The 12,623-nt window shown below is 60.9% G+C and carries 9 protein-coding genes; 2 read left to right on the top strand and 7 right to left on the bottom strand.

The window, feature by feature from the left end; all coding sequences use genetic code 11:
• Window positions 1-4 precede the first annotated feature (4 nt).
• From HX811_RS13015 to HX811_RS12990, 6 genes are all read right to left on the bottom strand, one after another.
• A complete protein-coding gene (locus tag HX811_RS13015; RefSeq protein WP_003214988.1) occupies window positions 5-1,750 on the bottom strand; it encodes an ABC transporter permease subunit in 1,746 nt (581 codons plus the stop codon).
• Between the two features lie 227 nt (window positions 1,751-1,977).
• Window positions 1,978-2,706, bottom strand: coding sequence for an alanyl-tRNA editing protein (locus HX811_RS13010; protein WP_003214990.1), 729 nt, complete (start codon window positions 2,704-2,706; stop codon window positions 1,978-1,980).
• Window positions 2,707-2,708: 2 nt separating this feature from the next.
• Entirely contained in the window at window positions 2,709-3,701 is a 993-nt protein-coding gene (locus HX811_RS13005; protein ID WP_177046138.1) for a serine O-acetyltransferase, read from the bottom strand.
• A gap of 22 nt (window positions 3,702-3,723) precedes the next feature.
• Complete coding sequence (locus HX811_RS13000) at window positions 3,724-4,638, bottom strand: PLP-dependent cysteine synthase family protein (RefSeq protein ID WP_043225528.1); 915 nt, start codon at window positions 4,636-4,638, stop codon at window positions 3,724-3,726.
• A gap of 24 nt (window positions 4,639-4,662) precedes the next feature.
• A complete protein-coding gene (moeB, locus tag HX811_RS12995; protein ID WP_134325939.1) occupies window positions 4,663-6,522 on the bottom strand; it encodes a molybdopterin-synthase adenylyltransferase MoeB in 1,860 nt (619 codons plus the stop codon).
• Window position 6,523: 1 nt separating this feature from the next.
• The gene (locus HX811_RS12990; protein WP_166742189.1) at window positions 6,524-7,417 is read right to left on the bottom strand and encodes a DMT family transporter; all 894 of its coding nucleotides are present in this window, start codon (window positions 7,415-7,417) and stop codon (window positions 6,524-6,526) included.
• Window positions 7,418-7,567: 150 nt separating this feature from the next.
• On the opposite strand from HX811_RS12990, the gene HX811_RS12985 reads away from it, so the two are divergent.
• Window positions 7,568-8,992: a PLP-dependent aminotransferase family protein gene (locus tag HX811_RS12985; RefSeq protein WP_102370226.1), complete on the top strand. Its 1,425-nt coding sequence runs from the start codon at window positions 7,568-7,570 to the stop codon at window positions 8,990-8,992.
• 190 nt (window positions 8,993-9,182) lie between these two features.
• Here HX811_RS12985 and HX811_RS12980 read toward each other — a convergent pair whose 3' ends face one another.
• Window positions 9,183-10,001 (bottom strand): pyruvate, water dikinase regulatory protein, encoded by an 819-nt coding sequence (locus HX811_RS12980; protein WP_003215001.1) that lies wholly within the window; start codon window positions 9,999-10,001, stop codon window positions 9,183-9,185.
• Window positions 10,002-10,179: 178 nt separating this feature from the next.
• Between HX811_RS12980 and ppsA the strand changes: the two genes are divergently transcribed.
• Window positions 10,180-12,555: a phosphoenolpyruvate synthase gene (gene ppsA, locus HX811_RS12975; RefSeq protein WP_003215003.1), complete on the top strand. Its 2,376-nt coding sequence runs from the start codon at window positions 10,180-10,182 to the stop codon at window positions 12,553-12,555.
• Window positions 12,556-12,623: the final 68 nt, after the last annotated feature.

Raw genomic sequence — 12,623 nt, 5'->3', positions numbered from 1 at the left:
CCCATCAATTCAGACGAAGTTTGTTTTCAGCCATGGCGTACATCGGCCGCCACACAGCGCGGTTGAACGCCACCACGAAGATCGACATCACCACCACGCCCAGGGCGATCTTCGGGAAGTCGCCGGCCGCGGTGGTCTGGGCGATGTAGGCGCCCAGCCCGTGGGCGACCACGTTGTCGTGGCCCCAGGACACGTACTCGGACACGATACTGGCGTTCCAGGCACCGCCCGAGGCGGTAATGGCGCCGGTGACGTAGTACGGGAAAATCCCCGGCAGCATCACCTTGCGCCACCACAACCAGCCGCGAATGCGGAAGTTGGCGGCGGCTTCCTTGAAGTCATTCGGGAACGCGCTGGCTCCGGCGATCACGTTGAACAGGATGTACCACTGGGTGCCCAGCACAATCAGCGGGCTCAGCCAGATATCCGGGTTGAGGTTGTAGTGCAGGATCACGATGACGAACACCGGGAACAGCAGGTTCGCCGGGAAGGCCGCAAGGAACTGCGCCAGCGGCTGGATTTTTTCCGCAAGCGCAGGGCGCAAGCCGATCATCACGCCCAGCGGCACCCAGATCAGCGAGGCGATCAGGATCAGGCCGACCACCCGCAACAACGTGATCAGCCCCAGCACGAATACATGGCCGACTTCGGCCAGGGTCACTTCAGTGCCGACGTACTGCACGATGTGATACAGCGCATAAGCGGCCAGCAGCGCGATGAGTGCGCCCCATACCCAGTCGATCACTTTTGACGCTTTCGGGGTTTCTGCCGGCAGCGCCTTGAGTGCACCGCCCGCCAGGCTGAAGCGCTTGTTGCCAATGCGGCTGATGGCGCGGGTGACAGGCCGCAGGATGCGCTGGACGATGCGCGTGCGCTGGATCAGGTTCAGCAGCCAGGATTGCGGCGCGGCACCCTGGGAGGCGGTGGTTTCCATGCGGAACTTGTCGGCCCAGGCCACCAGCGGGCGGAACAGGAACTGGTCGTACATCAGGATGACCACAATCATCGCCAGGATCACGTAACCCACGGCGTGCAGGTCTTTCTGGGCAATCGCCAGGGCCAGGTATGAGCCCACGCCCGGCAAGGTGATGGTCTTGTCGCCGACGGTAATGGCCTCGGAGGCGACCACGAAAAACCAGCCGCCGGACATGCTCATCATCATGTTCCACACCAGCCCGGGCATGGCGAAGGGCACGTCGAGCTTCCAGAACCGCTGCCAACCGGAAAGTCGCAGGTTGGTCGACACTTCCACCAGGTCATGGGGCAGCATGCGCAGCGACTGGTAGAAGCTGAACGTCATGTTCCAGGCCTGGCTGGTGAAAATCGCAAAGATGGCCGCGAACTCCGCGCCGAGCACACGCCCGGGGAACAGCAGCAGGAAGAACGTCACCGTGAACGAGATGTAACCCAGTACCGGTACCGATTGCAGGATGTCGAGCACGGGCACCAGCAGTTTCTCGGCGCGCCGGCTTTTGGCGGCCAGGGTGCCGTACAACAGGGTGAACACCAGCGCTGCAACCATCGCCGCGAGCATGCGCATCGTGGTGCGCATCGCGTATTCCGGCAGGTTGGCCGGGTCCAGCGAGATCACTTCACTCTGCAGGGTGGCGATGGGCGCCCAGGTTTCCCGCGCAGTGATGGAGAAAAACAGTAAAAAGCCGATCACCAGGGGCAGGGCGACCAAATCCCAGCGGTTGGGGAGCAAGCGCAATGTGGATGCAGGGATGTAGTGACGGAACACTCTTTTCATAGGCAGTCATTCCTGCAGCGTTCAGGTTCAGGGGCGTGATGGGAGTGAGCTTAGCTGCTGCACGAATGACCCACCGAGAAGGGCGGGCGCTGTTTTCGCGAGTCAGGGGCAACGAGGCGTTGCTGGCGGGATTGTACGTTTCTGAATGTTACAAGCGCATAAATTTGCTGTCAGTTTCCTGTACGAACGGCGACTAGGGCGTCGGCGCCCCGGTCGTCGCTCGGCGGTTATTCAAACCGCAGGATCACCCTGCGATTGTGTTTGCTCTTCTTCTCGATTTTTTCGCAGAACACCCGGCCGATTTCTTCGGTATTGGTCACATGGGTGCCGCCGCAGGGCTGGATATCGATCCCGGCGATTTCAATCACCCGAACTGCCCCCTGGATGACCGGTGGCGCCACCGCCTGGGTGCGAGTGATCTGCAGCAGGGTTGAATACTCCGAGGCGGGCATGGACAGGGTTTTCACCCCATGAGCCTGTTCGATCAAGGCATTGAGGTCACGGGTGATGGTCTCTTTGTCGAGGGTCATTTCCGGCAGGTCGAAATCCAGGCGGCCCTTGTCGGCGCCGATACTGCAACCGGTCACCGGAGCGTCGATGATCGAGCACAGGAGGTGCAGGCAGGTGTGCATTTTCATGTGCTGGTAGCGACGTTCCCAGTCCAGGCTGGCGTCTACCTGCATCCCGGCGGCCAGTTGCTCGGGGCAGTGTTCTACCTGGTGCCAGATGATCGAGCGCAGCACCGGGTCACGCACGGTGCCGGTGATGTCGACGCGGCTGCCGTCGGGCAGGATGAAATGGCCGGTGTCCCCCGGTTGGCCGCCGCCGGTGGGGTAGAACAGCGTGTGCTCCAGGGCGATTCCCTGTTCGCTGACGGCAATCACCCGCGCACTGAAGGCATTCTGGTAAGGAGCGCTGTCGAACAGCGCGAGGGTTTCCATGGTGTGCACGGACATGTTCAACCTCCGACGATCAGTGGGCTGGCTTGCAGCAGGCGACGAACCATCGCGCTCAAGCCAGGAGGAGATAGCAAGGTGATTTCAAATTCGGGCCCGGTCACTTTCAGGTTCAGCGGCAGGCGCGGCGGGTAGGCGTTGGTTTCGATGTGCCGCAGGCGGAATTGCAGGTGATGACGTTCCTTGACTGTCGGCTCCAGCAGCAGGCCGGGCAGGGGATGAAAGTCAGCGTCCAATACCGTCACCTTGTGGCTGGCGTTGACTTCGCCCACCACGTGCAGGCGTTCGTCGAGGGCAAATGCGCCGAGGTAATTGCTGTGGTCCGACTCATCGTTTTTCTGCAACTGGATCTGGTTGACCACCTTGACCTTGGTGCCGGCCGGCACGTCCTGGGTGATCACGCAGGACGGGCTGATGAACACGTTGTCGCCGATCAGCACGTAACCGAGCACCCGCGCGCCGGAGCCGACTTCCACGTTGTTGCCCAACCGTGGGTGACGCTTGCCGTCCGGGTTGTTGGCGATGCCCCGGGCGCCAAGGGTCACGCCGCAGAGGATGTAGCAGTCGTTGCCGATTTCGCAGGTTTCACCGATGACCGTGCCGTAACCGTGGTCCAGCACAAAGCGTCGGCCGATCCGCGCGGCGGGGTGAATTTCGGCGCCGGACAGGATCTTGCCCTGGTTGCTCAGCTTTAGGGCGATGGCGGAAAACACGCCGTTGTTCGTGTCCGGGAAATTCCACACCAGGTGCGCCAGGCGGTAATACAGCACGGCCTTGAACGAGGCGTAGGACTCCAGGATCAGCTCTCCGCGCCCACGGGACGCCGGGTCGCGCCAGGCATAGGCGATCAGGTCTTCGGCCACCGCCTGGGCCGCCGCCTGGATCAGCGGCGCGAGATGCGCCTCCAGCTGCTTCAACTGCGCAGGCGTAAGCGTGGTGATGAGGTGGGTGAGCATCTCATCGTGCAGCTGTTGCATGTCGATAAAGCCCCCCATGGAGGCACCCCCGCAATAGTTGTTATTCAAAACAGGGCAGATAGCTGTCGGCACTGTCGTAGACCATGGTCAGCACGACGGTGTCGGTGGGCAGCTCCGGCGCCAGCTTGGCGATGGCTACCATGTTGGCGGCCGACGACAGCCCGAGGCTGATGGCGTCGGTGCGCATGATGCGTTTGATCATGTCGAGGCATTCCTGGCGCGACACCTTGAGCATCCCGTCAATGATCGCGACGTTGAGAATGCTCGGGATCAAGCCGATCGACAGGCCCTGGATATGGTGCGGCGCATGGCGGTCGCTGAGCAGGTCGCACTCTTCCGGCTCCACCCCCATCACGCGGATCGCCGGCCAGGTGCTCTTGAGGGTTTCGCCGATGCCGGTGATATGGCCCCCGGTGCCGATGCCGCTGACGAAGTAGTCCACACGCAGCTCGCCGAAGGCGCGGATGATTTCCCGGGCGGTGGTGTCACGGTGGGTCTGCGGGTTGGCGCCGTTGCGCTGCTGGTTGAGCATCACGTAGCTGGGGTTTTCCAGCTGCAGCTCCATGCACTTTTCGCCGTGGGAATTGTTGCCCAGGCGGCTGTCCGACAGCACCACCCTGGCGCCGTACAGGCGCAGCAGTTTCTGCTTCTCGGGGCTGTAGTTGTCGGGGATCACCAGCACCACTTTGTAGCCCAGCACGTTACCGGCCATCACCAGGCCGATGCCGGTGTTGCCGCCGCTGGGCTCAATGATGGTTTGCCCTGAGCCACGAATCAGAATGCCCCGGCGCTCGGCGTCGAGGATCATGCCCAGGGCGATGCGTGCCTTGTGGCTTCCGCCGGGGTTGAGGGATTCCAGCTTGGCGTAGACCTCGATGCCGAGGTCTTCGGAAAACTGTTCCAGGCGCACGATGGGCGTTTGGCCAATGGCGTCGAGTATCGAGTTATGCAACATCAAGTAAGAGCCCATGGCCGCTGATCAGTACAAAGGCATGTCGGGTTCGACGTCGCGAACCCAGTGTTTCATGCCACCTTGCAGTACTTTGGTGTTGGCGAATCCGGCGGCCAGCAAGGTGCTGGCGGCTTGCTCCGCGCGGGTCCCGGCGTAGCAGATGAGGTAGTGGGTGTTGTCGCGGCTGAGGTTGGCGAGTTGCCCGTCGAGCTCGGCCAGCGGGATGTGCACCACCCCCGGCAACTTGCACACTTCCAGCTCGCTGGCGTCCCGCACATCCAGCAGTACGTCGGCCTTGCTGTGTTGCTCGAGCAGTTGCTTGAGCACCCGCGGCTTGATGTAGCGTTCTTCGGCCAGGGAAGGTTGGCTTGGCAGGGCGTCGGCGCAGACGGCGGGGGCGATGGTTTGGCTGTGGCGCAGTTCCGAGCAGCAAGGGCAGTCGGCGCGGCGCTTGAAGCGGATCTCGCTGAACTTCATCGCCAGCGCATCAAAGCGCATCAGCCGGCCCGAGAGTGGTTCGCCAATGCCGATCAGCAGCTTGATCGCCTCGGTGGCCTGGATCATCCCGACCACCCCGGGCAATACGCCGATGACCCCGCCGGCGCTGCAGTTGGGCGCCAGTTCCGCCGGTGGTGCCTGGGGAAACAGGCAGCGATAGCACGGCCCGCCTTTATAGTTGAGCACGCTGATCTGCCCGTCGAAGCGGTAGATGGCGCCGTACACCAACGGCTTGCCCAACTGCACGCAGGCGTCGTTGACCAGGTAGCGGGTTTCGAAATTGTCGGTGCCGTCGATCACCAGGTCATAGGCGCCCACCAGTTCCAGGGCGTTGTCGGTGTTGAAGGCGGTGTCGTAGGTGTTGATCTGGATGTGGCTGTTGAGGTCCTGCAAGCGCTGCTTGGCGGACTCGACCTTGGGCAGGCCCAGGGTGCTGTTGCCGTGGACGATCTGGCGTTGCAGGTTGCTGCTTTCCACCACGTCGAAATCCACCAGCCCCAGGGTGCCGATGCCGGCTGCCGCCAGGTACAGGCTGATGGGCGAACCGAGGCCGCCGGTGCCGATGATCAGCACGCGGGCTTTCTTCAGGTTCAACTGGCCTTCGCGGCCGACGCCGGGCAGGGTGATGTGGCGCACGTAGCGCTGCACTTCTTCGTTGCTCAGTTGGTCGACGTCCATGCCGCCGGAAGTGGCCAGCAACACTTCGATTTTGGCTTTTTCGGGCAACCGGTCGTTGGCGTCGATCAGTTCCTCTTCGGCGGTGAACAGGAAGTGTTCCTTGAGCTGGTTGTTCTCGTAGAGCAGGTGCGCCCGCAATTGCGGGTGCTCGATGCACAGGTTTTCAATGACTTCGCGCAATGTCGATCCGGCACCCTCGAGGGTCGATGCTGGCAGCTTGGCCACGCGGACCAGGATGTCGGGGAAAGAGACAGCGTTCATGCACAACTCCGTTTGCAGGTCGTTGAAGGGTTTTTGGGCGAAGTGTTTGCCATCCCAGGCAAACAGCTTGGAACCTTGGGTCTTGCCCTGGCGAACATCCACCACCAGGTAGCTTACGGGGTAGATCGGCTCGCCCATGAAAAGGGCCTTGTCCTGGTCTTCGTCGCTGAAATACGCGCCGACGTCAGGGTGGGAGTGGTAGATCACCACCACCGGGTTATCACTGCGAAACGCCTTGTTCATCATCAGCGTGTCGGCCACCGAAAAGGTGTAGCCGTTGGCGGCGCTGCGTGAATACATATCCGGGTTCTTGCTGTGCAGCTCGTTCTGGATGTTGCTGCCCAGGTACACGCTGCCATCGGCGAAAACGAAACCGCAGCATTCCTCGGGGTAGCTGCGGTCGGCGTGGGCGTAGATCTGCTCCAGTGCGCTTGGGCTCAGGACCTTCATCTCAGTTTTTCTTCGCCAGGAGCTTTTCGATGGGCAGCTTGGTGATGGCAAAGCCGGCCAGCAGGATCGCCGAATACATCATCAGGTCCCTGGAAATCTGCACGCCCTCGTACCAGGCCCCGATGATCACCGCGAACACCGGGAAGATGATGAACACGAAGGACAAAATGATCGGGCTCAGGCGCTTGAGCAGCATGAAATACACGATAAAACCGCCCACCGAGGCCACCAGCCCGAGGTAGAACAGCGCACTCCAGGAACGCAGGGTGATGTCTTCAAAGGTCGGGGTTTCAAACCACAGCCCGGCGACAAACAGCATCAACCCGGCGATGCCGATGGGCAGGGTGTTGTAGGTGATCACGCTGATGGCGCTGCCTTGTTTCTTGGTAATCACGTAGCACAAGGCATGCATGATCGCGGCGGCGAGGATCGCCAGCACGCCGAAGAACTCGGCATGGTCCAGATGCAGGCCCTGGCTCTTGATGATCATGTACAGGCTGCCGAACCCGATGGCGATGCCGATCACCTGGGAAAAGTAGATGCGCTCGCGCAGGAACAGCGCGGAGAAAATCAGGATAAACACCGGCATGCAGCTGAACAGCAGCGCGGTGAGGCCGGACGAGACATGCATCTCGCCGTAGTTGAGCAGGTAATACGGAACGCTGAAGTAGGACAGCGTCACAAACACGAAGAACCAGCGGCTTTCCCGGGGAAACAGGATCGGCTCGCGGCGCACCCAGGCGAAACACAGGAACAGCGGAAACGCGATCAGGAACCGCAGCCCGGCGGAGGTCAGCGGTGGCACGCTTTCCACGGCGATCTTGATGCCCAGCCAGGTAGTGCCCCAGCTGAGACACACGATCAGGAACATCACACTGGTAATCAGCCCGGCCAACCACTGCTTGTGAGTTTTTGTTTTTTCAGCATTTTCGAGAACGGCGGACATTGGCATCGTGACATTGCTTCCATGAGACCGAATTGACCTCTATATTGAGTGCCATGATTCGGTGATTGAACCCGTAAAAGCACACTATTAGGGCGAATGATGGCTGTCAAAACAAATATTGACATGGTGTCAATTATGCGAGAGGGACTCTCCAACGGGCAGGGCGTGAAGTACAAGCGCCTGTCCGATGTCATGGAGCGAGGCATCCTTGAAGGCTTGATTGAACCGGGAAGAAAACTGCCGCCTCATCGGGTGCTTTCCGACAATCTGGGGGTCACCATTGGCACCATCAGCCGCGCCTACGGTGAGCTGGAACGCCTGGGGCTGGTAGTTGCGCGGGTGGGCGACGGCACTTTCGTACGCAAGCGTGGGATGGAGCGCCAGCGGGATGAAGGCTTTCGCAACTTCAGCGACGAGCCGCGGCAATACTTTGATATGAGCCGCAACATGCACATCCCCGGGCAGGAGACCACGTTTCTGGCCCAGAGCTTCCAGACGCTGGCGAACAACGCCAAGTTCTTGCAGGACATCAGTGCCTACACCCCGGATGCCGGGCTGCCGCGTTACCGGGCGGCGGGTGCGCAGTGGCTGGTGCAGCGGGATTTCCACCCGATTCCCGAGCAGGTGATTTGCGTGAACGGCGGCCAGCATGGGTTGCTCTGCGCAATGATGGCGCTGTTGCGAGCCGGCGATACGGTGGTGACCGAACAGTTGACCTATCCAGGGCTGATCACCGCCGCGCGCATGCTGGGCATCCGCCTGATCGGCCTGGAAATGGATGAAGAAGGGCTGCTGCCGGGGGCGCTGGATGAAGTCTGCCGCAATCACCGGGTGTCGGCGTTGTACTGCACGCCGACCATCCAGAATCCTACGACAGCGGTGCTATCGGTCCCGCGCCGTGAGGCATTGGTGAAGGTCTGTCGGGAACACAACCTGCTGATTCTCGAGGATGAGGCCCACGGTGTGCTGGTGGAAGACCGTCCGCCGCCCCTGAGTCATTTTGCCCCGGAGCGTACGATTCTGATCAGCAGCCTGAGCAAGGCGGTATCGGCAGGCTTGCGGGTTGGGTACGTGCATGCACCGCCGGCGCTGGTCAGCCGGATTTCTGCGGCCTTGCGTTCCACCTGCTGGATGGCCACGCCGGTCACCCTGGAACTGGCGACCCAGTGGATCGAAAACGGCACGGCGGAACACCTGTTGCACCAGCAGATCCAGGAAATCAGCCGCCGCAAGGCACTGGTGGAAGGTTTGTTGATCGGGCTGGAGTACCGCACTCACCTGAACAGCCCGCACTTCTGGATCGAAGTCCCGGAGCCATGGCGCGCGTCGGAAATCGAAGCGGAGTTAAAGCAGAACAATTACCTGATTGCGACAGCCGAAGCGTTTGCCGTGGGGCAGACAGCGGTGCCGCAATTCATTCGGGCGAGTATCTGCAATACGTCGGGGGATGATCAGTTGTTGCTGGATGGGTTCGATGCGCTGGCGACGGCGCTGGGGCAGGGCGGGGGGCGGTTTCACCTGTGAACCCAACAGCTTGTTGTGAACATGACCCCTGTGGCGAGGGAGCAAGCTCCCGCTGGGCTGCGAAGCAGCCCCAAAGCCATTCACTAAATACCAGTCGTCTGGTTTGCGACTGCTGCGCCGTCGAGCGGGAGCAAGCTCCCTCGCCACCGAAGCTCCCTCGCCACACAAGCACCTTGGCCAGAGCGCGGAGTTACTTGAACCGCCGCTCCACCCCTTTCTCCACCAGAATCTTCGCCGAAATCTCTTCCACCGAAAAATGCGTGGAATTGATGTGCGCAATATTTTCCCGGCGGAACAGATTTTCCACCTCCCGCACTTCAAATTCGCACTGCGCATAGCTGGAGTAACGGCTATTGGGCTTGCGCTCGTTGCGAATCGCCGTCAGGCGGTCCGGGTCGATGGTCAGCCCGAACAGCTTGTGCTGGTGCGCGCGCAGGGCGCTCGGCAGCGTCAGGTGCTCCATGTCGTCTTCGGTCAGCGGGTAGTTGGCCGCGCGAATCCCGAACTGCATGGCCATATAAAGGCAGGTCGGCGTCTTGCCGCAGCGGGACACGCCCACCAGGATCAAATCAGCCTTGTCGTAGTAGTGGGTGCGGGCGCCGTCGTCGTTGTCGAGGGCGAAGTTCACCGCCTCGATCCGCTCCATATAGTTGGAGTTATGGCCAATGGAGTGAGATTTTCCGACAGAGTATGACGAATGTTCACTTAACTCTTGTTCCAGCGGCGCCAGGAAGGTAGAGAAGATGTCGATCATGAAACCATTGGAGGTGGCGAGGATCTCACGAATGTCCTGATTGACGATGGTGTCGAAAATGATCGGACGAAATCCGTCTTTTTCGGCCGCCAGATTGATTTGTTGTACCATGGCTCGCGCTTTATCCACGCTATCGATATAGGGTCGCGTGAATTTGCTGAAGGTAATGTTTTCGAACTGCGCCAGCAGGCTTTGACCCAGGGTTTCGGCTGTAATGCCGGTGCCGTCGGAGATAAAGAAAGCAGATCGTTTCATTTGAGCCTTGGGCCTTAAGCTGATGACGAATCTTGGATATGATAGGCGCGATTTTGCCGTCCCGCAGTGGGCCGCATTCTCACTTATTTTCCAGGTCCAGGCCACAAACGCCGGTAACCGCTCCTACTGAGCCGCCGGCGTCCTGAGCTTTTCCAACACAGAAAGTGGAGAGATCACCTTGGTAGAGTACGTAGTTTCCCTCGATAAGCTCGGCGTCCATGATGTAGAGCACGTAGGGGGCAAGAACGCATCCCTGGGCGAGATGATCAGTAATCTTGCGGGTGCCGGTGTATCGGTGCCAGGTGGTTTTGCCACCACTGCCCAGGCTTACCGTGATTTCCTTGAGTTGAGCGGCCTCAACGATCAGATCCATGCCGCCCTCGATGCGCTGGACGTCGATGACGTCAACGCCCTGGCCAAGACTGGCGCCCAGATCCGTCAATGGATCATGGAAGCCGAATTCCCCGAGAAGCTCAACGCCGAGATCCGCACCGCGTTTGCCACGCTGTCGGCCGGTAACCCCGACATGGCTGTCGCCGTGCGCTCCTCGGCCACCGCCGAAGACCTGCCGGACGCCTCCTTTGCCGGCCAGCAAGAAACCTTCCTGAACATCCGCGGCGTGGAAAACGTGATCCGCGCAGCCAAGGAAGTGTTTGCCTCCCTCTTTAACGACCGTGCTATTTCCTACCGCGTACACCAGGGTTTCGACCACAAGCTGGTGGCCCTGTCTGCCGGTGTGCAGCGCATGGTGCGTTCGGAAACCGGCACCGCCGGCGTGATGTTCACCCTGGACACCGAATCGGGCTTCCGCGACGTGGTGTTCATCACCGGCGCCTACGGCCTCGGCGAAACCGTCGTACAAGGCGCGGTGAACCCGGACGAATTCTACGTCCACAAACACACTCTTGAAGCCGGCCGCCCGGCCATCCTGCGCCGCAACCTGGGCAGCAAGGCCATCAAGATGATCTACGGCGACGAGGCCAAGGCCGGTCGCTCGGTGAAAACCGTTGATGTCGACAAGGCCGAACGCGCGCGTTTCTGCCTGACCGACGCCGAAGTCAGCGAATTGGCCAAGCAGGCGATGATCATCGAGAAGCACTACAAGTGCCCGATGGACATCGAATGGGCCAAGGACGGTGACGACGGCAAGCTGTACATCGTCCAGGCCCGCCCTGAGACCGTGAAGAGCCGCACCTCGGCCAACGTCATGGAACGCTACCTGTTGAAAGAAACCGGCACCGTGCTGGTGGAAGGCCGTGCCATCGGCCAGCGCATCGGCGCCGGCAAGGTGCGGATCATCAAGGACGTGTCCGAGATGGACAAGGTACAGCCAGGCGACGTGCTGGTCTCCGACATGACCGACCCGGACTGGGAACCGGTGATGAAGCGCGCCAGCGCCATCGTCACCAACCGTGGCGGGCGTACCTGCCACGCGGCGATCATCGCCCGCGAGCTGGGGATTCCGGCAGTGGTCGGTTGCGGTAACGCCACCCAACTGTTGAAAGACGGCCAGGGCGTAACCGTGTCCTGCGCTGAAGGCGACACCGGCTTCATCTTCGAAGGTGAGCTGGGCTTCGATATCAAGCAAAACTCCATCGACGCCATGCCCGACCTGCCGTTCAAGATCATGATGAACGTCGGCAACCCGGACCGCGCCTTCGATTTCGCGCAATTGCCGAACGCCGGTGTGGGCCTGGCCCGCCTGGAGTTCATCATCAACCGCATGATCGGTGTGCACCCCAAGGCCCTGCTGAACTACGACGGCCTGCCGCCGGACATCAAGGAAAGCGTCGACAAGCGCATCGCCGGCTACAACGACCCGGTGGGCTTTTACGTCGAGAAGCTGGTGGAAGGCATCAGCACCCTGGCAGCGGCGTTCTACCCGAAAAAGGTCATCGTGCGCCTGTCGGACTTCAAGTCCAACGAGTACGCCAACCTGATCGGCGGCAAGCTTTACGAGCCGGAAGAAGAAAACCCGATGCTGGGCTTCCGTGGCGCCTCGCGCTACATCAGCGAAGCCTTCCGCGACTGCTTCGAGCTGGAATGCCGTGCCCTCAAGCGCGTGCGCAACGAGATGGGCCTGACCAACGTCGAAATCATGGTGCCGTTCGTGCGCACCCTGGGTGAAGCGAGCCAGGTGGTGGACCTGCTGGCTGAAAACGGCCTGTCCCGTGGCGAGAACGGCCTGCGCGTCATCATGATGTGCGAGCTGCCATCCAATGCCATCCTGGCTGAAGAATTCCTGGAGTTCTTCGACGGCTTCTCCATCGGTTCCAACGACCTGACCCAGCTGACCCTGGGCCTGGACCGCGACTCCGGGATCATCGCCCACCTGTTCGACGAGCGTAACCCTGCGGTCAAGAAGCTGCTGGCCAACGCCATCCAGGCGTGCAACAAGGCCGGCAAGTACATCGGGATCTGCGGCCAGGGCCCTTCCGATCACCCGGACCTGGCCAAGTGGCTGATGGAGCAGGGCATCGAAAGCGTCTCGCTGAACCCCGATTCCGTACTGGAAACCTGGTTCTTCCTGGCTGAAGGCCAAGCCCAGGCGTAACACGCAACACCCAAAAGTGCCGGTCAACCTTGCGGTTGGCCGGCATTTCTCATTCTGTACAGGGCGGA

Origin of the sequence: Pseudomonas sp. F8002 (assembly GCF_013385495.1) — a bacterium.
Taxonomy (GTDB): domain Bacteria; phylum Pseudomonadota; class Gammaproteobacteria; order Pseudomonadales; family Pseudomonadaceae; genus Aquipseudomonas.
This window is presented reverse-complemented; position numbering and strand designations above follow the sequence as displayed.

Bases quoted from the DNA above. Each gene is read 5' to 3' on its own strand.
- HX811_RS13015 (WP_003214988.1), bottom strand. From the start codon at position 1,750: ATGAAAAGAGTGTTCCGTCACTACATCCCTGCATCCACATTGCGCTTG.
- HX811_RS13010 (WP_003214990.1), bottom strand. From the start codon at position 2,706: ATGTCCGTGCACACCATGGAAACCCTCGCGCTGTTCGACAGCGCTCCT.
- HX811_RS13005 (WP_177046138.1), bottom strand. From the start codon at position 3,701: ATGGGGGGCTTTATCGACATGCAACAGCTGCACGATGAGATGCTCACC.
- HX811_RS13000 (WP_043225528.1), bottom strand. From the start codon at position 4,638: ATGTTGCATAACTCGATACTCGACGCCATTGGCCAAACGCCCATCGTG.
- moeB (WP_134325939.1), bottom strand. From the start codon at position 6,522: ATGAAGGTCCTGAGCCCAAGCGCACTGGAGCAGATCTACGCCCACGCC.
- HX811_RS12985 (WP_102370226.1), top strand. From the start codon at position 7,568: ATGGCTGTCAAAACAAATATTGACATGGTGTCAATTATGCGAGAGGGA.
- HX811_RS12980 (WP_003215001.1), bottom strand. From the start codon at position 10,001: ATGAAACGATCTGCTTTCTTTATCTCCGACGGCACCGGCATTACAGCC.